The organism is Flavobacterium ichthyis (assembly GCF_009915155.1).
GTDB lineage: Bacteria > Bacteroidota > Bacteroidia > Flavobacteriales > Flavobacteriaceae > Flavobacterium > Flavobacterium ichthyis.
On record NZ_JAABLM010000008.1, the window covers coordinates 68878 to 88914 of the forward strand.

The following is a 20037-nucleotide window of genomic DNA, read 5'->3' on the forward strand; positions in this document are numbered from 1 at the left end:
ATTTGTACTTTAATTGTCATACACATCATTATCGAAAAACGCCCGATTGTTTGGAGTTAGTCAACGAATATCCACACGATTTTAAAGGTGAAAGTAACTATTTTTCGGTAGGAATTCATCCGTGGTTTATTGATTTTGACAGATTAGAAAACGATTTTCGAGCTTTAGAAAAATTGATACAAAAAGAAAATTGTTTGGCGGTTGGCGAATGTGGTTTGGATAAAAAAATTGAAACAGATTTCGAAAAACAAATTGAAATTTTTGAAAAGCAATTGCTTTTGGCAGAAAAATACCAGAAACCTGTAATTTTGCATTGCGTCTCAGCTTATCAGGAAATGGTGGCGATAAAATCAAAACTCAACATCTCGGTTCCGATGATTTTGCACGGATTTTTGAAGAAAAAACAATTGGCAGACGACATGGTTTCACACGGATTTTATTTGTCTTTTGGAAAACATTTGATCAAAAACGAAAATTTAGAAGAGACTTTTTTAGCCGTCCCTGAGGATCGATTTTTTCTTGAAACCGACATGGATGAAAATCTAATCGAATCCATTTATGAGAAAGCTTCGGAGTACAAAAAAATTGAAACAAAAACTTTAATTAAAAACATACAAAATACCTGTAATCAGGTTTTTAAATTAAATTTATAAAAATGGCACAATGGACAGAAAGAGCAGAATTGCTTTATAAACCAGAAGGATTGCAAAAATTAAAAAATGCGCACGTTTTAATTGTGGGCGTGGGGGGTGTTGGCTCGTTTGCTGCCGAATTTATAGCTCGTGCTGGCGTTGGAAAAATCACAATCGTTGATGGAGATGTGGTCGATATTACCAATATTAACCGCCAACTTCCGGCTTTACATTCCACGGTTGGTCAACCCAAAGTGGACATCGTTGGCGATCGATTGATGGACATCAATCCCGAGTTAAAATTGACAAAAATCAAAGAATTTTTAGAGCCGGAACGTGCCGCCGAAATCATTTCGAAAGAGTACGATTACGTGATGGATTGCATTGACAGTTTGACACCAAAACTCAATTTGATTTTAACATGCAAAAGAAAAAAAGTCCGCATCATCAGTAGCATGGGAGCCGGTGGAAAGTTAGATGCTTCACAAGTTAAAGTAACTGACATCAGTAAAACGCGCAATTGTCATTTGGCAAAAGCCATGAAAAAAAAGTTGAGAAAACATAACATTCAAAAAGGCGTAAAAGTGGTTTTTTCTACGGAAATTCAGGATGTGGAAAGTTTAAAAATGACTGACGGAACCAATTTCAAAAAATCTTTTTACGGCACAAGTAGTTACATGCCAGGGCTTTTTGGACTTCATGCTTCTGCGGTGGTAATTAATTTTTTGCTCAAACAAGAAACTGAAAACAACGAAATCAATGATTAAAACTGTAATTTTTGATATGGATGGCGTAATTGTGGACACAGAACCAGTACATCGTTACGCTTATTTTCAACATTTTGACGAACTTAAAATTCCTGTTGATGACGCACTTTTTGCTACTTTCACAGGAAATTCTACGCGAAATGTTTTTCAAAAATTAAAAGAAAAATTTTTGTTGGAATACGAAGTGGAAGATTTAATTCAGCGGAAGCGAAACATTTTTAACAACGCCTTCGATAATAAGGAGGACCTATATCTTTTGGAAGGTGTAGAAAATTTAATTAAAAATCTACATTTTGCTGGATTTGAATTAATTGTAGCTTCATCTGCTTCAAAAGTGACGATTGATAGGGTTTTCAAAAGATTCAATTTGTACCGCTATTTTTCGTGCATTGTGAGTGGCGAAGATTTCCCAAAATCAAAACCAGATCCTGCCATTTTTTTGCATGCTGTTGCCATTTCAACTTCTAAAAAAAGTGAATGTATCGTGATTGAAGACAGTAAAAATGGAGTAGAAGCTGCTAAAGCTGCAGGAATTTTTTGCGTGGGTTACAATAGTGAACATTCCAAGTTACAGGATTTATCAAAAGCTGATTTAATAATAAATCATTTTAGCGAACTTTCTCCAGAAATAATTCAAAGTTTAACCCAGTGATTAAAACAGTAATTTTCGATATGGATGGTGTTTTGATAGACACCGAACCTGTTCATTATCAAGTAAGTAATCAACATTTTAAAAATTTAAATATCGAAGTTCCCGATGAATTATACCATACTTTTACCGGTAGTTCGAACAAAATGATTTACCAAAAAATAAAAAATCATTTTAATTTATCACAAGATATTACCAATTTAATTGGAGATAAAAACCATCTATTTTTCGACGCTTTCGCAAAAGATACTCGTTTATCGTTAATGCCTGGCGTGAAAGATTTAATTATCGAGTTACATCAAAACGGAATCCAACTGATTGTGGCCTCTTCTTCTGAAATGGAAATCATCGATTTGGTTTTTGATAGATTTGGTTTAAACCCATATTTTTCATATAAAATTAGTGGGAATGATTTTCCAGAATCTAAACCCAATCCGGCGATTTTTAACAAAGCAGTCGAACTTTCGAATCATCAAAAAACCGAATGTATCGTGATTGAAGACAGCACTAACGGAATTGCGGCTGCCAAAGCCGCCGGAATTTTTTGCATCGCTTACAATGGCAAAAGTGGCGTTGGACAAAACCAACAAAAAGCTGACAAAATTATTACAGATTTTTCAGATTTAAGCTATGAAAAAATAAAGGTAATTAATTTATAATCAACCTACTGCTTTCTTATAAACCTCCAAAGCACGTTCGCGAGCTTCTTTGTGATCTACCATAGGTTTATACTCTAGATCCTGAAATTCAGGGACATATTTTTTAATGTACTTTAAATCTTTGTCAAATTTTTTGGTTTGTTCCGCAGGGTTGAAAATTCGGAAATATGGAGCAGCATCAACACCACTTCCTGCAGCCCATTGCCAATTTCCCACGTTGCTGGATTGTTCGTAATCTAATAATTTTTCGGCAAAATAAGCTTCTCCCCAACGCCAGTCAATCAGTAAATGTTTGCACAAAAAACTTGCCACCACCATTCTCACGCGATTGTGCATCGTTCCAGTTTCGTTTAATTGTCGCATTCCTGCATCAACAATGGGATATCCGGTTTTACCATTTTTCCAGAGCTCGAATTCTTTTTCGTTGTTGCGCCACTTGATTTTATCGTATTTCGGGCGAAAACTATTAGAAACCGTTTCAGGGAAATGCCATAATATTTGCATAAAAAATTCCCTCCAAATTAATTCGTTCAAAAAAGTTTTTTCTCGAGATGAGTTAGCTTTTTCAACCATTTCGCGGACACTTACCTTTCCAAACCGCAAATACGGACTCAATCCAGTAGTACCATCAATAGCTGGAAAATCTCTAGTTTCCTTATAATTTTCAATGATTTTTTTAGAAACATCAAATGGTTGAACTTGAATTTTAGATTTTTCAAACCCCATCTCTTTTAAACTCAAAAAATTGTAATCGTGTGAAACAATTTCCGACAAATTTTTTTCTGATGGAAAATTTTCTAATTTTTTGGTATTAAAAGTTTGTTTCCACTTGTTAGCAAAAGGCGTAAAAACCACATAAGGTTTGCCGTCGTCTTTCACGATTTCGTCTTTTTCAAAAATCACTTGGTCTTTAAACGTTTGAAAATCAACATTTTTTTTACTTAAAAATTGTTTTATTTCTGCGTCACGTTTTTTAGCATACGGCTCATAATCAACATTGGTAAAAACTTTTTCGATTTTGTTTTCTTTCAAAAGTTTTGAAAAAATGGTCGAAGGGTTTCCTTTAAAAACGGCTAATGATTTTTTATGTTTTTTAAATTCAGTTTGCATCTCTTCGAGTAAACTAAATATGAAGGTTAATCTTGCATCATTTTTTGGCAAATCTTCTAAAATATTTTCATCAAAAATAAAAATGGGCAATGTTTCGCCATCACTTAAAGCCTTATAAAACCCATGATTGTCGTGCAATCTTAAGTCTCTTCTAAACCAAAAAATATTCATTAGCCTGGGTATTTTCCAAAAAGTTCAACTAAAGTTTTTTCTCTGAAATTAAATATTTCTTCCAATTTTGGCTTTACTAAAATAGGGTGGAAGAGATCTCCTAAAAATCCCATAGGCAACTTGTAATGAACTGTATCTTCCATTTCAACGCCACTTTCAATTTCTCTTAAAAAATGTTTATGATGCCAAAAAGCATACGGTCCGAAACGTTGTTCATCGACAAAAAATGTTTTTGGATTTACGTGCGTAATTTCCGTGACCCATTCCATGGAAATATTAAAAATAGGGGTAATTTTATAATGGATAATCTGACCTGCAAACATTTCTTTTTCGTCTCCAGAAATCGTTTTAAACCCCATTGAATCTGGCGTGATGCGTTGCAAATTTTTTGGGTTTGAGATAAATTCCCAAGCTTCGTCCATGGTAATTGGAAGCCTTTGTACTTTATGTAAACTATGCAATGCCATAATATTTTTTTTATTAATCCAAATTTAATGTAAACAACCGAAATACTTACATATTTTTTGGGAAGAATTAACTAAATTCGCATACACTAATTTTAAATATTTCATACAATGAAAAAAATAATAGTTGCCGCAGGTTTGCTTTTTTTTGCGTTAGGTACAAATGCACAAGTTAAAGCTCCGGCTCCAAGTCCCAAAGCAGAAATTCACCAAGTTGTAGGCTTAACTGATGTGCAACTCGAATATTCTCGACCAAGTGCAAAAGGCCGAATTATATTTGGTGATTTAGTACCTTTTGGGAAAATGTGGAGAACAGGTGCAAATGCTAATTCAATCATTACTTTTAGTGAAGATGTTAGCATTGGTGGCAAACCTGTAAAAAAGGGAAGTTACGCCATTTTTACAGTTCCAAAAATAGACTCGTGGGATGTCATTTTTTACAGCGATACTAATAATTGGGGACTTCCGGAAGAATTTTCTGATGCAAAAGTGGCAGCAAGAGTTACAGTAAAACCAGAAACTATCAACCGCCACATCGAAACCTTTACAATCGATTTCAATAATTTAGAGAACAACAGCGGTGTTTTACAAATCTCATGGGAAAAAACCGTAGTTCCTGTGAAAATTGACGTAAACACAGAAAAAACTGCCATTGCAAGCATCGAAGCGACTCTTAATGGTCCAACGGCAAACGACCTTTATTCGGCAGCACAATACTATTATCAAGCGAGTTTAGATCAAGCGAAAGCCTTGACTTGGGTAAATGGTGCCATCGAAAAAGCCTCTCAAAACGGAAAAGAAGCACCATTTTGGTATTTGCGTTTAAAATCTTTAATTCAAGCAAAAAAAGGTGACAAAAAAGGTGCAATCGAAACCGCAAAAATGTCTCTTGCTGCAGCAGAAAAAGCCAACAATGCCGATTATGTAAAGATGAACAAAGACAGCATTGCAGAGTGGAGCAAGAAATAATTTCTACTTAAAAACTACAAAAATCCGGTTGAAATTAACTTCAATCGGATTTTTTTTTTTGGCGTTCCCCAATTTAAAAACCAAGTGCAAAACAATACAATACTGCAAAAATTGGGTCGGGCTTTCGCCACTCGCAGTTTTTTTTGGTTCCACTTCGTTACACCAAAATAAACGAGCTCAAACAAAGGCTCAATCCCTAACGCAAATCGTGCTTGCATGAAAATTAATTTTCCACCGGAATCATTTTGCCATTAATCCTATTTTTTAAATATTGGAACAACAACGAAAGGCTAATGGTAATCACCACTCCAATAAAATTCAACCACAAATAACTCAGTTTTTCTTTTCCTGGAGGATAAATAAAAATCGCCAAATAATAAATTACAAAAATCGCTAACTGACTGATTACCGCAGCCCAAAAAACAGCCTTTGCTTTCACATATTTAAAGTAAAATGCTACCAAGAAAATTCCTAAAATCGTACCGTAAAATATTGAACCAATGATGTTTACAAACTGAATTAAGTTTTCAAACAACGTCCCAAAACAAGCAAAAAGTATGGCAATAATTCCCCAAAGTAAAGTGAAACCTTTAGATGCTTTTACAAAATGCGTTTCAGATTTTTCGGTTTTGACATTTCTTTTATAAATATCAATCACAGTTGTTGATGCCAAAGCATTAATCCCTGCCGCGGTTGATGACATTGCCGCACAAATAATTACCGCTAACAATAATCCAATAAAACCTTTTGGTAAATAATTAGTAATAAAGTGGATAAATACATAATCACTATCAGTAGTTTTATTTTTATTGTTGGCTTTACTAATTAAAATTTTGGCATTTTCACGCAACGTTTTTTCACGTTCTCCAAGAGCAATCATTCTGTTTTTCAATACTTTATTATCAGTTCCAATATTTAATTGATTGGCATAATTCAATGTGATTTCCTTTTTTTCATCGGCAACTTGAACTAATTCGCTTTCTAACTTTTTATAATCTTCGGCATAAATAGATTTTTCAATACTTGCCTGACTATTCGGATTAAAATTGATGGGGACTTGTTGGAACTGGAAAAAAACATACACCATTACACCAATTAACAATATAAAAAACTGCATGGGTACTTTTAATAATGCATTGAATATTAATCCCATTTGACTTTCTCTCACAGATTTTCCAGACAAATATCTTTGTGCTTGCGATTGATCCGTCCCGAAATAGGATAGACCCAAAAAAAGTCCGCCTGTAATTCCGGTCCAAACTGTATATCTTTTTTCTTTATCAAATGAAAAATCGAGAATTTCCATTTTGTTGTTCACGCCCGCAATTTGCAAAGCATTGTTAAACGAAACTTCTTCCGGCAACAAATTTAAAATTATAAAAAAAGCCACGAACATTCCCAGCATTATAATGAACATTTGCTGTTTATGGGTGACATTTACGGCTTTAGTCCCACCTGTCATTGTGTAAATAATCACTAAAATTCCTATGAAAAGATTCATTAAATTCAAGTTCCATCCTAAAATTGATGATAAAATAATGGCAGGAGCATAAATTGTAATTCCGGTAGAAAATCCTCTTTGCACTAAAAATAAAACGGCTGCTAATGATCTAGTTTTTAGGTCAAAACGTTGTTCCAAAAATTCATAAACCGTGTAAACGCGCAAGTAATGAAAAATCGGGATGAATGTGATACAAATAATAATCATCGCTAAGGGTTGTCCAAAATAAAATTGCACAAATCCCATTCCGTCATTATAAGCTTGTCCGGGTGTAGAAAGAAAAGTGATGGCACTAGCTTGTGTTGCCATCACCGAAATACCTATCGTGTACCAAGGCGTTTCGTTATTTCCTAAAATAAAATCTTGTACGTTTTTACTTCCACGTGTTTTCCAAGCACCATAAAAAGTGATGAATAATAGCGTGAGAATCAAGATAATCCAATCAATTGTTTGCATCGGCTACGAAAAATATTGCATGATAAAATAGAAAATTGCAATGTACAACGCGTTCATGAGCAACACGATTGTGTAATTTTTTTTCCATTTTTTGAGGTTATTTTTTTCCATCGAAATCAAAATTTTAATTGTTTTTCCCAATCGAAACCAGATTGGCAAAAAGTTTAAAAGCGCCTGGAACTCCAGCCGGAAGTTGCCTAAAAAAACTCAATCCGGTGTAAATATAATGTCCTTTTCCATATTTTGCTACCAATAAGCTCCCATCTTTTTGGTTTTCGCCGGGATCATTCATTCCTAAAATAGGTGTGAATTCATTTGCCCATTTTTCGGGAAAATATAAACCTCGTTCTTGAACCCAACCGTTAAAATCTTCAGAAGTTATTTTATTTGGACGATTTAAAATAGGATGCGTTGCGTTGAGAAACGAAACTTTAGCATTTTCATCTGTCACGCGAATAGACGAAAGAACCAACGGATAAGGCGAAAAATCAGGCACATTGAATCCTCGTCGTCCAGAGGTGTTGTACTGCACAATTAAATTTCCACCGTTTTTTACGTATTCCAACAAATATTTTTGTTTAAACTGTAAATCAGCAACAACGTTATAAGCCCTGATTCCTAATACAATAGCATCAAAATCTTTTAAATTATTTTCAGTAATTTCATTAGGCTTAATGATGGTAACTTGATAACCAATTTGTTTTAGACTATTTGGAATTTCATCTCCGGCTCCTTCGATATAACCTACATTTTTTCCAGATTTTTTTATATTCATTCGCACAACTGAAGCTTTTGACGGCATCAGGATGCTTTGTTTGGGGATGTGATCGTATGCTATTTCTGTTAATGATTTTGTATAAATTTCATTACCGATCATAACTTTCGGGCTAATAATTCCAAGACTTTCAAAGTTTGGTGGCGTAATGGTAAACGAGAAATTTTTTTCGTCATTTTTCATTTCAATAGCAAAAGAAATTTCTGCTGGCGAAACTTTCCAGCTTTCCGGAACATTCAGCGAGATTCTTCCTTCTAAATTTGACTTTCCTGATTTTATTTTTACCAAAATTTCCTGAGATTCATTTGAAGAAAAAATCGTGACATCGTTGATAATTGTAGCCGAAACTTCTGGCAAAATTTCAAATTGTTGGTAAATTTCACCTTTTTCAGGATCGGTAAATTTATATTGAATGTTTTTGCTGATTTCTATCGGAACGTCGCAAATTTTAAGTTTCCAGGTTAAAAATGGATGCGGTGTTTCGGGCAAGCCAATTAATTTTTCTTCTGATACACGATACATCCCAACAGAACCATTTTCTCGCAACCAATAAGGAGTTGTTTCTTTAAATTTAGCCGGGAGATTTATTGAAAATTGGTTCTTGATTGCTTGATTTTGAATTAATTTTTCGGGATTGTAATTTGCAAAAACTGGCTGATTGTTAAATAAAATATTCTCAATAGTAATGTTTTGATTACTAGGATTTAAAACTTCTGTTTTTAAAGTAAAACTTCCATTAAAATTTACGGATGATTCCGTAGCGTTTGCCTCTAAAAATAATCCTGATGCAGCTAAAATGATGTCTTCGAGTTGCTGTTTTTTTAGTTCACGCCAGTGATTATCTTCTAACTTCAAAATGAGTTGGTAAGCCTCCAATAACTTTGGCAAATGCGTCGAAGGGTTTTTAAAATTGAAGTTTTTTTCTATATCATTTAAAATTTTCCCAATCGATTCACCACCATCAATTCTAGACCAGGTGGTATTAATTCCTTCAAAAAGATTGTTGCTTTTTGGTTTATCACCTTTCAAAAACTCGAGATATTCAATTTCGTCGCCGCGAGTTCCCATCGTTCCAAAACCTTGGCAACGGTGTTGGCTTCGGCTTAAAGCAGCGATTTCACCATTGCTTTTTCCCTTAATCCCAAAATAAACACCGGCATTTATAGCAATCATATTAGATTTATCAGCGGCATTAAATTTTTCTTCTGAGCCATAAAACCACCAAGAAGTGTTGAAAAAAATATTTCGGGGTTGCCACGTTTTAAGGTTGTTGAGTTGTTCCGGGAATGCATTTTTTTGCGAAGCCAAATCAAAAGCTTCCATACTTAAAATCGCAGAAGCCGTGTGATGACCGTGAGTGGTTCCGGGCGATCGATGGTCAAAACGGTTGATAATCACATCGGGACGGTATTTTCTTATCGCCAAAACCACATCATTCAATACTTGATTTTTGTCCCAAATAGAAAAAGTTTCGTTGGGTTCTTTAGAAAATCCGAAATCATTGGCTCGTGAAAAAATTTGTTCTCCACCATCAATTCTTCTGGCGGCAAGTAATTCTTGTGTACGTAAAACGCCAAGATGTTCACGCAATTCCGAACCAATTAAATTTTGACCTCCATCACCACGAGTAAGTGATAAATAGGCAGTTCTCGCTTTAACTTCGTTAGCAAAATAGGAAATTAATTTAGTATTTTCGTCGTCTGGATGTGCGGCAACGTAAAGTACGGTTCCTAAAAAATTAAGTTTTTGTATTTCTTCAAAAATTTCTCCGGATGATAATTTTTTTGGCGTTTGACCGAGAATTATTTGTGTAAACAATAAAAAAAGGAGGAGCGTTTTATGGTGATATTTTTGCATTTTTAAATAAGAATCGAATAGCTTCAAATATAATAATTATCGAAGAAATTTATTCTTATTTCTTATTAAAAGTAAAAAGGAAACCTTTTTAAGTTTCCTTTATATTTAATCATTTCTGTCGCGATTTTTAATTTTATCGTGGCGATATGTTTTTTGCTTTTTGTGGCGGACTTCTTGAATAATCACGTTTTTTGGATTGCCTCGATGGTATTTTACACGATGTCTGTTGAAATAATTGTATGGTCTGTTTCCGTTATAATCTGTAATCACCACTTTGTACCCGTTGTATAAATCGTAATTTCTATAGCGAATTGGTAAGTTTCTTGAACGTGTCCAACGACCATTTTTTATATAAATAAAATTGGACGTTTTAAGATCATAATAAGTTTGAATATCAGGAAGATAATAATAATTTACATTTCGAAATCCCGCTAAACCCCAGTCTGGTCTTCCTCCAACATTTATATTAACTGAAACTTGCGCATTAGTTTCATTTGCTAATAACAGCAAAAATAAAAACGAAAAGTATTGTAAGGTTTTCATAATTCTTTAGCATATTTTCAAGGAAATAGAGCCAAGAACTGTGCCAATCAGCTAATTATAAATAAAAAAAGAGGCTCTTACGGAACCTCTTTTTAATTTTATCGTCTTAAAAGTTAGGACTAAGATTGTATTTTTTGTAGAAATTATCAAGGACTTCAAGAACTTCATCTTCATTGTCCACAATTTTAATTAAATCCATATCGCCAGGACTTACGTTAGCATATTTTTCAATCAATACAGTTTTTACCCAATCAATTAAACCGGCCCAAAAATCACGCCCAACCAAAATAATCGGGAATTTTCCAATTTTTTTGGTTTGAATTAATGTTACGGCTTCAAACAATTCATCTAATGTTCCAAAACCTCCTGGCATTACCACAAATCCTTGAGAATATTTAACGAACATTACTTTTCTCACGAAAAAATAATCGAAATTCAGGTTCTTGTCTTTATCGATGTATGGATTAAAATGTTGTTCAAAAGGCAATTCGATATTTAAACCTACTGAAGTTCCGCCTCCGGAATGCGCTCCTTTATTTCCAGCTTCCATAATTCCGGGACCTCCACCAGTAATCACGCCATAACCAGCTTTACTGATTTTAAAGGCAATTTTTTCGGCTAAAAGGTAATATTTGTCGTCTGGTTTTGTTCTGGCAGAGCCAAAAATTGAAACACATGGACCGATTCTTCCCATGGTTTCGTAACCGTTTACAAATTCGGACATAATTTTAAAAATTGCCCAAGAATCATTTGTACGGATTTCTGCCCACGTTTTTTGTTTAAAAACTTCTTGTATTTTGTCGTCTTCGTTTTCGAATGTAAGGTTTTTCATCTTTCTTTAAAATTAATCAGCTTGCTAAGATAATTCTTTTTTAAGGAATTGAGCCGTATGACTTTTTTTATTTTTTGCAACTTCTTCGGGAGTTCCTGTGGCCACCACTTTTCCGCCACCTTTTCCTCCTTCGGGACCGATGTCAATAATGTAATCCGCTAGTTTGACTACGTCAAGATTATGTTCAATAATTAATACGGTATTGCCTTTATTTACTAATTTTTCTATCACTTCCATCAAAACGCGAATATCCTCAAAATGCAGTCCAGTTGTAGGTTCGTCTAGAATATAAAATGTATTTCCGGTATCTTTTTTAGAAAGTTCTCCGGCTAATTTAATTCGCTGGGCTTCTCCTCCCGAAAGTGTTGTACTTTGTTGACCTAAGGTAATATATCCTAAACCAACGTCTTGCAAGGCTTTGACCTTTCTCAAAATTTTTGGAATATTTTCAAAAAATTCTACCGCTTCATCAACCGTCATATTCAATACGTCAGCAATCGATTTTCCCTTATATCTGATTTCTAATGTTTCACGATTGAAGCGTTTGCCTTGGCAGGTTTCACATTCAACATAAACATCCGGCAAGAAGCTCATTTCAATTGTTCGAACACCCGAACCTTCGCAAGTTTCACATCTTCCGCCAGAAACATTGAAACTAAAGCGTCCAGGTTTATAACCACGGATCATCGCCTCCGGAGTTTGTGTAAATAATTTCCGGATTTCAGAAAATACATCAGTGTAAGTTGCAGGATTTGAACGAGGTGTTCTACCTATTGGCGATTGGTCAATATCGATAACTTTGTCAATATTTTCTAACCCTTCAATTTTTTTGTAAGGTGCTGGCTTTTTAACACCATTAAAAAAATGTGCGTTTAAAATAGGGTAGAGGGTTTCATTAATCAATGTTGATTTTCCACTTCCAGAAACTCCAGTGACGCAAATCAATTTTCCAAGAGGAAATTCTACCGAAACATTTTTTAAATTATTGCCTGAAGCCCCTGATAATTTTAAAAATTTTCCGTTGCCTTCGCGTCTATTTTTCGGAACTTCAATCTGCATCTTTCCATTTAAGTAAGAAGCTGTAATGGTTTGTTCTTTAAGTAATTGCTTTGGAGTTCCTTTACTAATTATTTGTCCGCCAAATCGACCTGCTTTTGGCCCGATGTCGATTACGTAATCAGCTCTTTCAATCATGTCTTTGTCGTGTTCTACTACAATGACAGAATTACCGATGTCGCGCAATTGTTCAAGAGAATGAATTAATTTTTCATTATCACGTTGATGTAATCCAATGCTTGGCTCATCTAAAATATACAATACCCCAACTAATTGCGAACCAATTTGCGTAGCCAAACGGATGCGTTGTGCTTCGCCACCGGACAATGATTTTGAACTTCGATGTAAAGCCAAATAATTCAACCCAACATTTACCAAAAAGCGCAATCTGGACTTGATTTCTTTGACCACTTCCGAAGCAATTTTTTGTTGTTTTTCAGTCAAATGATTTTCGAGATCCGCAAACCAATCTGCTAAATCCGAAATATCCATTTGAGAAAGTTCGGCGATATTTTTACCGTTAACTCTAAAATAAAGTGATTCTTTTTTTAACCGTGAACCCTCACAAACCGGACATTTTACTTCGTCCATAAATTCTTTTGCCCAACGTTTAATTGCCGTTGAACTGGTTTCTTCAAATTGATTGGCGATGAAATTAGAAATTCCTTCAAAGTCGATTTTAAAATTTCTTGTAACGCCAAGTGTTTGAGAAGTTACGTCAAATTTATCTTTGCCCCCAAACATGATTACGTCCATTGCTTCGGCGGAAATTTTTTCTATCGGATCGGTGATTTTGAAATTATATTTTTCACCAATTACTTCCAACTGCTTAAAAATCCACGAATTTTTATATTCTCCTAAAGGTGCAAAACCGCCTTTTTTGATAGACAATGTTGGGTCTGGAACAATTTTCTTCATGTTGATTTCATTCACCGTTCCCAAACCGTTGCAATTTTCGCAAGCGCCTTTTGGAGAGTTGAAAGAAAAATTATTAGGTTCCGGATTTGGATAAGAAATTCCAGAAGTTGGACACATTAGATTTCGGCTGAAATACCTGATTTCGTTGCTGTCGTGATCAATTACCATCATGATTCCGTCGCCGTGATGCATTGCCGTTTTTATGGAATCCGTAAGGCGTTTGTCAGTTTCCGGAGATTCTTCTACTAACATTCTGTCTATTACCGTTTCTATGTCATGGGTTTTGTAACGGTCAAGTTTCATACCTGGCGTGATTTCTTTGATCTCGCCGTTAATTCTCACTTTTAGAAATCCTTGCTTGGAAATTTGTTCAAATAATTCGCGGTAATGACCTTTTCTTGCCCTGATGATTGGCGCTAAAATGTTGATTCTTTTTCCTTTAAAATTTTCAAAAATTAAATCTTTGATTTGATCATCGCTATAACTTACCATTTTTTCACCCGTAACATAACTGTATGCATCTCCACCACGGGCAAAAAGTAAACGGAGAAAATCGTAAATTTCGGTAATGGTTCCAACGGTAGAACGCGGACTTTTACTGGTAGTTTTTTGTTCAATGGCAATTACAGGCGAAAGTCCGTCAATTTTATCAACATCTGGACGTTCTAATCCTCCTAAAAATTGGCGTGCATAAGCCGAAAAAGTTTCAATGTAACGGCGTTGTCCTTCGGCATAAATGGTATCGAATGCTAAAGATGATTTTCCTGATCCAGATAAACCGGTAATGACCACTAATTTTTCTCGTGGTATCGAAACATCGATGTTTTTTAAATTATGGACGCGGGCGCCTAAAACTTCTATTGTATTATCGTTGTGAGTCATGTAATTTTTTAGAAACCGCAAAGGTACAATTTTGTTCCGAAAGCTAAAACGAAACAAGGGTTTGCATCTTACTGATTTATGCTAAATTTTTGCCAAGAAATAACTTATGGTTGGTCTTCTCTTTTACTATCTGAGGCCAATCTGCCGTTGAGATTTTTTTGATTTTCGGTTGAATTTTCGCCTTGACTGTTGTTTTTTGTTACACCAGAATTTTTGCCTGTATCAAGATGTTCTTCTGCGGGTTTATTACGGTCCTTCATCTTTTTTTGCGAATCTTCAGTGGAAACTTTTGGAGCTGGAGTTTGATTATCTTTTGCCATCACTTTTTTTTTTAATATAAATTTAGGCGAAAGAAAGCAGAAAATTTTTATAGAATTATGCAAATTTTTTACGGTTTTCGGAAAGGTTTTTTCCCTTTGTGGGAACTGTCGATTATCAAAATGCCAGAAAAATCCTGATTAACCCCGTCCCGAAGCCTCTGGAGAGGTAAAGTAGCCTTTTGGGTTGATTACCCGGATTTAAAACCGAGGTAATCGACGAAAAGCTACTGCCGAAAGCAGGAATTGCGATGGCTGAAAATGCCCGAAACATTCGTTTCTGATAAAAAATAAAATTTATTCGATGACCATTTCCCGTAGTTTTTTTCGGTAGGTTTCAAGTAAATCGGTTTTATAAATGAACCCATGAAACGTACCGTTTTTTAGTACGGGAAGTTGTGTGAGGTACGAATTTTCAAACATTTCCATAACGGTTTCGATACTTTCGTCGTAAGAAATAGTTACTGGGTTGGTTTGCATTATTTCTTCGATTGAAGTATATTTTGTTCGGAAGCTGTTGAAAATTATGGGTTTTAAATGTTCCATGGTGATAAGGCCTATAAGTTGATTTTGGTCATTTACCACCGGAAAAATATCTTGTTTGGAATTAGTAAGATGTTCCAGTATTTTTTCAATTTTATCCGAAATTTTGATGGTGTTATAATGGGTGTTGATATGTTGTAAAATATCGATTGCCGAAAGGATATTTTTGTCTTTATCGCTGGTAAAAACATCGCCTTTATCCGCCAAATGCTTAATATCCATAGAATGTGGTTCGAGTTGTTTAGAAACCGCAAAACTAATAGAAGAGACAATCATTAAGGGAACCATTAATCCGTAACCTCCTGTAATTTCACCTATTAAGAAAATTGCGGTAAGTGGTGCGTGAAAAAGTCCGGCCAAGATTCCTGCCATTCCCACGATGGTAAAATTACCTACGGGAAGTGGTTTAGTGATTCCTAATAAATTAATAAATTTTGCCGTAAAAAAGCCTAGATATGAACCCACAAAAAGGGAAGGAGCAAAGTTACCACCGTTACCGCCACTTCCGAGCGTTAATGCCGTTGCGAAAACTTTGAGCATCATGGTAATCCCAACAAAAGCAAGTAGAATCCATTCATTACTTTTATGTTCGTCAAGTAGTGTATTATCTAAAATTTGTTGTGGATTAGAGTTTGAAAGCGCTTTAATACTTTCGTAACCTTCGCCGAAAAGTGTCGGGAAAAAGAAAATTAAAATGGCTAAAATGGAGGCACCAAATAGTGCTTTTTTGTATGGTGCATTTTTTATTTTGGAAAAATAATGTTCGATTTTTTGAAAATTTCTGGCGTGGTAAACCGATACAAATCCGGCGAGAATTCCTAATAAAACATAAACCGGAATGTTATGATAATCAAATGTTTGCTGTTCTTTAAATGAGAGTAAAACATCTTCGTTTAAAACTATGGTCGATACCAAAGCTCCGGTTGCCGCGGAAATCATAATGGGGATGAAAGCCGTAATGGCAACATCTGTCAAAACCACTTCAATGGCAAATAATACACCGGCAATTGGAGCGTTAAAAGCTGCGGCAATTCCAGAAGAAACGCCACAAGCAAGTAATAAAATTCTATCTTTTTTTGACAGTTTATATTTTTGGGCAAAATTAGATCCAAATGCAGCTCCGGTGATGGTGATGGGACTTTCTAATCCTGCTGAACCACCTAAACCTACGGTTAATGAGCTGGTGATAATTTGCGCATACATTTGTTTTCTTGGCAAAATTCCTCCTTTTTTGGCAACCGCATATAAAATTCTGGAACTTCCTTTTTCAAGACTACCATCTAATAAATTTTTAATAACAAAAACCGTTAGTAAAATTCCAACAATTGGCAGGATACTATTGATGTATGGCAATTTTAAATATCCGTTTACATAATTTGCCAAAATAAAAACGCTGTGGGCAAATCCTTTTAAGACGATTACAGCAAACGAACAAGAAATAGCCACGACAACACAAGAAAGGTATAAAAAATGACGTTCTGAAAGAAAATCTTTTCCGATAAATAATAAGGCTTCAAATTTTTTGAAGTTTCGTCTTAGAAATAGTAAAAAGCGGGACGATTTTTTGGGTTGCATCGAAAAAAATTAAATAATATTGAAGTAAAATCAGCATTGCAAAAGTACATTTTTGCAAAAAATTGACCTTACAAAAAGTTATATTTTTTGAAGTTCAGTTTTACAAAATATTCTTATTTCTTCGAAAAACTGAGTAAATTCTGTTTCAAATTCTTTGTAAAATAATTTCAGTTCACTAACAGATTTACCCATTTTAGATTTAAACTTTGTTCGATGGTCCATTTGTGTCAATGTTTTTTCAACGCCTTCAATGAATTGATAGTTGTAGAGCCAATTTCCTTCAATCATGTATGGTATCATGTTGAGGGTTTTAAGATTCAAATCATTTTGGTGGTTTAGCAGATTTTGGTAAAAACTTAAAGCAAAATCATTCAGCTTTTCTCTGCTGTATTTTTTGAAATTTTTGGCTAAAAAATGATCGTAAAATACATCTACAATGATTCCTGAAAAGTGACCGTAATTTTCGTGAAGCCTGTGTTTACTTTGCCTAAAAATAGGATGAGCATCTGTAAACGTGTCAATTTTTCGGTGGAGTAAAATGCCTTTCTGGATGTCTTTTGGGTAATTTAAATAATCTTTTCCGCGAATGCCATCGGCCATAATGCCGCCAATTTGTATCTGAGGATTTTTTCCGGAAAGGTAAATATGTGCCAAAAAATTCATTGCAAACATTTTGATTTTTTCAAAGATAACGAAGAATTGTGGGACTGTTAAATTTTTTTCAAATAGTAAAAGTCCAACTTTGTATATTTGTCAGAATTACGATCCGAAAATTAATATAATAAATTACGATGACACTTATAAAATCTATTTCGGGAATCCGAGGAACAATTGGCGGAAAAGTAGGGGATAACCTTACTCCGGTTGATGCTGTGAAATTTGCTTCTGCTTACGGAACCTGGCTTAAAAAACATTCTAAAAGCGATAAATTAACCGTAGTAATTGGGAGAGATGCAAGAATTTCTGGTCCTATGATTCACAATTTAGTAGTAAATACTTTAGTTGGTTTAGGGATTAATGTTACTGATCTTGGGCTTTCAACCACGCCAACGGTTGAAATTGCGGTTCCGATGGAAAAAGCTGACGGAGGTATTATTTTGACAGCAAGCCACAATCCAAAACAATGGAACGCCTTGAAATTATTGAACGAAAAAGGAGAATTTTTGAGTGGAGCTGCGGGAGCCGAAATTTTAGAAATTGCCGAAAGCGAAGCTTTTAATTTTGCCGAAGTGGACGATTTAGGAATTGTTACGGAAAATGATGCTTACATGGATATTCATATTGATGAAGTGTTGAACATGCCGTTAGTAGATGTTGAAGCCGTGAAAAACGCCAAATTTAAAGTGGTTGTTGACGGCGTAAATTCTTCTGGCGGAATTATTATTCCAAAAATTTTGGAGCAAATGGGAGTTGAATGTATTGAATTGTATTGTGAACCAAATGGTCATTTTCCGCATAATCCAGAACCTTTGAAGGAACATTTAGGCGATATTTGTGATTTGGTCGTAAAAGAAAAAGCTGATTTCGGAATTGTGGTTGATCCAGATGTTGACAGATTGGCTTTTATTTCGGACGATGGAGAAATGTTTGGGGAAGAATATACGCTAGTTGCCGTGGCAGATTATGTGTTAAGCAAGACTCCAGGAAATACAGTTTCAAATATGTCATCGTCACGAGCACTTCGTGATATTACCGAAAAACACGGTGGAAAATATGAAGCAAGTGCTGTTGGCGAAGTGAATGTAGTGGAATTGATGAAAAAAAATAACGCCATTATAGGTGGCGAAGGGAACGGAGGCATTATTTATCCAGAATCACATTACGGAAGAGATTCAATCGTGGGGGTTGCCTTGTTTTTGACCCATTTGGCAAACAAAAAGATGAAAGTTTCAGAATTAAGAGCGTCCTATCCGCAATATTTTATGAGCAAAAATAAAATAGAGTTGACGCCACAAATTGATGTTGACGCCATTCTTTCGGCAATGACAAAAAAATATAAAAATGAGCAAATTACTACTATTGACGGTGTGAAAATTGATTTTGCAGAAAATTGGGTTCACCTTCGAAAATCGAATACCGAACCGATTATCAGAATTTATACCGAGGCTAAAACCCAGCAAATTGCTGATGAATTAGCAAATAGAATTATTGAAGAAATTAAAATTATTGCTAAAATTTAATTTATTATTTTGGAAAATTATCAATTTGAAACCCGTCAGCCATCAGGTTTTCCAACCCGAAGACCATTGCCAAACGCAACCACCGTTTTAGTTCTAGGAATTGTATCGATTCCCACTAGTTTTTGCTATGGCATTATAGGCGTTATTTTAGGCATTATTTGTTTGGTTTTGGCAAAAAAAGACAGATTGCTTTATGAGTCTAATCCGGAAATGTACAGCGGTATTGAAAATGTTAATAGCGGTCGTGTTTGTGGTATTATCGGTTTATGCCTCGGTTCGCTATTTTTAATATTTGTGATTTTGTATCTGGTTTTTGTAGTTTCTATAATTGGAGCCGCTGCCGCCGCATCATAAATAAACAGAGAAAAAAAATTGGCTTAGTAATATTCTTAAATAAATTGTGCCAATTTTTTCTGGTTAATCCAATTCTAACGCTACAATTTTGTCATGTATAAAGTAAGATTTACTTATTGGAAATTGAATAAGTAAAATTCAAATAAAAATTACTTTCATCAATTAAATCAGTAGCATTTTTGGTCAATCTTGAAATATAAATATATCCAATATCAAACTTAATTATTGAGTTGGGTTTATAGGAAAAATTGGTGAATATTCTGTTATGGTCAAATAGGTGTTGTGCATCAGTTCCCGATGAATTAATCAATATTTCATCACCCATAGCCAAGTTATATTCCGGATTAAAATCATATCTAAAAGCCAGTCTATTCCGCAAACGAGTGGTATTTTCTATTGCACCTTCAAAAGCCCTATATTCAATTGCGGTCCTATCTACAACATAGAATTTGGTTGCCAATTCATGTTGCAATTCTATTGATGCAGTAAATCGGTATTCGGTTGACGGCTTTGTAAATGCATCACTTTCTTTTTGTATGCTCTTATAATTGGAGAAATAAGCAAAAGGAGAAATACCATAAACCACATCTTTATTTTGCTTGTAATATATCCAAGTCCTAAAGGCGCTCATCAAGTTCTTATCGAAAAGATTATCACTTTCAAAATCATTTTGCCTCCGGTGTTGCAATTCAATATCAGTTTTAATCTTTTCTTTTACAGGAATGCTTACTGTGGTTCTGAACCAACTGTTTGTATGCTCTTGTGCAATTGTTTTTGAGGCAAAAAAAGAGGCTGTCAGGACTAAAAGGATGTCCATTATTTTGGAT

18 protein-coding genes are annotated in these 20037 nt (G+C 34.7%); 7 read left to right on the top strand and 11 right to left on the bottom strand.

Features of this window, described 5'->3' with window-relative positions:
• Positions 1 to 2 precede the first annotated feature (2 nt).
• Genes GV828_RS07965 through GV828_RS07980 form a run of 4 tightly spaced genes read left to right on the top strand, consistent with a single transcriptional unit; the run spans position 3 to position 2707 of the window.
• Positions 3 to 653, top strand: coding sequence for a TatD family hydrolase (locus GV828_RS07965; protein ID WP_166536958.1), 651 nt, complete (start codon positions 3 to 5; stop codon positions 651 to 653).
• 2 nt (positions 654 to 655) lie between these two features.
• Positions 656 to 1399, top strand: coding sequence for a tRNA threonylcarbamoyladenosine dehydratase (locus GV828_RS07970; RefSeq protein WP_166536959.1), 744 nt, complete (start codon positions 656 to 658; stop codon positions 1397 to 1399).
• Positions 1392 to 2051: an HAD family hydrolase gene (locus GV828_RS07975; protein ID WP_166536960.1), complete on the top strand. Its 660-nt coding sequence runs from the start codon at positions 1392 to 1394 to the stop codon at positions 2049 to 2051. The genes GV828_RS07970 and GV828_RS07975 overlap by 8 nt, the downstream gene beginning before the upstream one ends.
• Complete coding sequence (locus GV828_RS07980) at positions 2048 to 2707, top strand: HAD family hydrolase (protein ID WP_166536961.1); 660 nt, start codon at positions 2048 to 2050, stop codon at positions 2705 to 2707. Before GV828_RS07975 ends, GV828_RS07980 begins: the two co-directional genes overlap by 4 nt.
• Here GV828_RS07980 and GV828_RS07985 read toward each other — a convergent pair whose 3' ends face one another.
• Together GV828_RS07985 and GV828_RS07990 are read right to left on the bottom strand one after the other, a co-directional pair.
• Complete coding sequence (locus GV828_RS07985) at positions 2708 to 3988, bottom strand: cryptochrome/photolyase family protein (protein WP_208103159.1); 1281 nt, start codon at positions 3986 to 3988, stop codon at positions 2708 to 2710. It lies immediately after the preceding gene.
• Entirely contained in the window at positions 3988 to 4455 is a 468-nt protein-coding gene (locus GV828_RS07990) for an SRPBCC family protein (RefSeq protein ID WP_166536962.1), read from the bottom strand. Before GV828_RS07990 ends, GV828_RS07985 begins: the two co-directional genes overlap by 1 nt.
• A 108-nt stretch (positions 4456 to 4563) precedes the next feature.
• Between GV828_RS07990 and GV828_RS07995 the strand changes: the two genes are divergently transcribed.
• Complete coding sequence (locus tag GV828_RS07995) at positions 4564 to 5421, top strand: DUF2911 domain-containing protein (protein WP_166536963.1); 858 nt, start codon at positions 4564 to 4566, stop codon at positions 5419 to 5421.
• A gap of 223 nt (positions 5422 to 5644) precedes the next feature.
• On the opposite strand, the gene GV828_RS08000 is transcribed toward GV828_RS07995, so the two are convergent.
• From GV828_RS08000 to GV828_RS08030, 8 genes are all read right to left on the bottom strand, one after another.
• The gene (locus GV828_RS08000) at positions 5645 to 7378 is read right to left on the bottom strand and encodes a sodium:solute symporter (protein ID WP_166536964.1); all 1734 of its coding nucleotides are present in this window, start codon (positions 7376 to 7378) and stop codon (positions 5645 to 5647) included.
• Positions 7379 to 7502: 124 nt separating this feature from the next.
• Positions 7503 to 10010, bottom strand: a complete 2508-nt coding sequence (locus tag GV828_RS08005) for a PIG-L family deacetylase (RefSeq protein WP_166536965.1) — start codon at positions 10008 to 10010, stop codon at positions 7503 to 7505.
• Between the two features lie 105 nt (positions 10011 to 10115).
• On the bottom strand, positions 10116 to 10553 hold the full coding sequence (locus GV828_RS08010) for a hypothetical protein (RefSeq protein WP_166536966.1): 438 nt from the start codon (positions 10551 to 10553) through the stop codon (positions 10116 to 10118).
• 106 nt (positions 10554 to 10659) lie between these two features.
• The gene (locus GV828_RS13120; RefSeq protein WP_208103160.1) at positions 10660 to 11385 is read right to left on the bottom strand and encodes an LOG family protein; all 726 of its coding nucleotides are present in this window, start codon (positions 11383 to 11385) and stop codon (positions 10660 to 10662) included.
• 24 nt (positions 11386 to 11409) lie between these two features.
• A complete protein-coding gene (gene uvrA, locus GV828_RS08015; protein WP_208103161.1) occupies positions 11410 to 14241 on the bottom strand; it encodes an excinuclease ABC subunit UvrA in 2832 nt (943 codons plus the stop codon).
• Between the two features lie 104 nt (positions 14242 to 14345).
• Positions 14346 to 14561: a hypothetical protein gene (locus GV828_RS08020; RefSeq protein WP_166536967.1), complete on the bottom strand. Its 216-nt coding sequence runs from the start codon at positions 14559 to 14561 to the stop codon at positions 14346 to 14348.
• A gap of 294 nt (positions 14562 to 14855) precedes the next feature.
• A complete protein-coding gene (locus GV828_RS08025) occupies positions 14856 to 16676 on the bottom strand; it encodes a chloride channel protein (protein WP_166536968.1) in 1821 nt (606 codons plus the stop codon).
• Positions 16677 to 16754: 78 nt separating this feature from the next.
• Positions 16755 to 17339, bottom strand: a complete 585-nt coding sequence (locus GV828_RS08030) for an acyl carrier protein phosphodiesterase (protein ID WP_166536969.1) — start codon at positions 17337 to 17339, stop codon at positions 16755 to 16757.
• A 128-nt stretch (positions 17340 to 17467) separates the two neighbouring features.
• Between GV828_RS08030 and glmM the strand changes: the two genes are divergently transcribed.
• On the top strand, positions 17468 to 18856 hold the full coding sequence (gene glmM, locus GV828_RS08035) for a phosphoglucosamine mutase (protein WP_166536970.1): 1389 nt from the start codon (positions 17468 to 17470) through the stop codon (positions 18854 to 18856).
• Between the two features lie 9 nt (positions 18857 to 18865).
• The gene (locus GV828_RS08040; RefSeq protein WP_166536971.1) at positions 18866 to 19210 is read left to right on the top strand and encodes a CCC motif membrane protein; all 345 of its coding nucleotides are present in this window, start codon (positions 18866 to 18868) and stop codon (positions 19208 to 19210) included.
• Positions 19211 to 19319: 109 nt separating this feature from the next.
• Here GV828_RS08040 and GV828_RS08045 read toward each other — a convergent pair whose 3' ends face one another.
• Entirely contained in the window at positions 19320 to 20027 is a 708-nt protein-coding gene (locus tag GV828_RS08045) for a DUF2490 domain-containing protein (RefSeq protein ID WP_166536972.1), read from the bottom strand.
• Between the last annotated feature and the right edge of the window lie 10 nt (positions 20028 to 20037).